General features: G+C 42.0%; 1 protein-coding gene. It reads left to right on the top strand.

Features of this window, described 5'->3' with window-relative positions; all coding sequences use genetic code 11:
* Positions 1 to 88: 88 nt before the first annotated feature.
* Positions 89 to 795 (top strand): Fic family protein (locus GOU96_RS17875; protein WP_324702103.1); only part of this gene is annotated, 707 nt, incomplete at its 3' end.

Raw genomic sequence — 795 nt, 5'->3', positions numbered from 1 at the left:
CTTAGGCGGGCGTTAGCCGACTTCTACCACCTTGTCTGCTCACAAGTGTATACTTGGCCTAGTTTTACTTAAATTGAAGAATATCGCTATGACAGCATTTTCAGATAACACTTGGCATATGAAGCCAAATATAGCTTTGGCTAAGCAGCTTGCTAAAAGAGATGTGCCTGCTCTGGTTTATGATGCGGTGAACCTTGAAGGTGTTGCAATGACTTTGCCAGAGGTACAAACCATCCTTGATGGGATCACTGTCGGTGGTCATCGAATCAGTGATCAAAACATGGCCATGAACCAAGCTAAAGCATGGGAATTTATCTTTGCTTTGGTCGATCGTGGAGAGTTTAAATTTACTAAAGAAATAGCCTTAAAAATTCACAACATCGCCGGGCAAGAAGAGGCATTGGAGTGGGGAAAATTCCGTTCGGGTTATGTTTCTATAACGGGCTCTGAGTATGAACCTCCAGCTCCGGATGAGTTGGATGCAAAGTGGATTGAGGTTGAGCAACAAGTAGGCAATGAGGCTGATATTTACGATCAGGCGATCACTGCATTTTTACAAATGGCCCGAACCCAATTTTTTTGGGACGTTAATAAGCGTACTGGCCGTTTTATGATGAATGGGATCCTTTTAGCTAATGGTTTTCCGATCATCAATGTTCAAGCAAAGCGTCAACAAGAGTTTAATACGCTGATGCTCGATTTTTACAGCTCCAATGATATGACAGCGATGAATAAGTTTTTGCGAAGCTGTTTGGATGAGAAAATCATCCGTAATTTCAAACTGGATCTGAAAAT

It is taken from the genome of Vibrio sp. R-1, assembly GCF_035615595.1.
Taxonomy (GTDB): Bacteria; Pseudomonadota; Gammaproteobacteria; order Enterobacterales; family Vibrionaceae; genus Vibrio; species Vibrio cholerae.
Note: the sequence above shows the minus strand (reverse complement) of the source record. Positions and strands in the feature narration are given on the sequence as shown.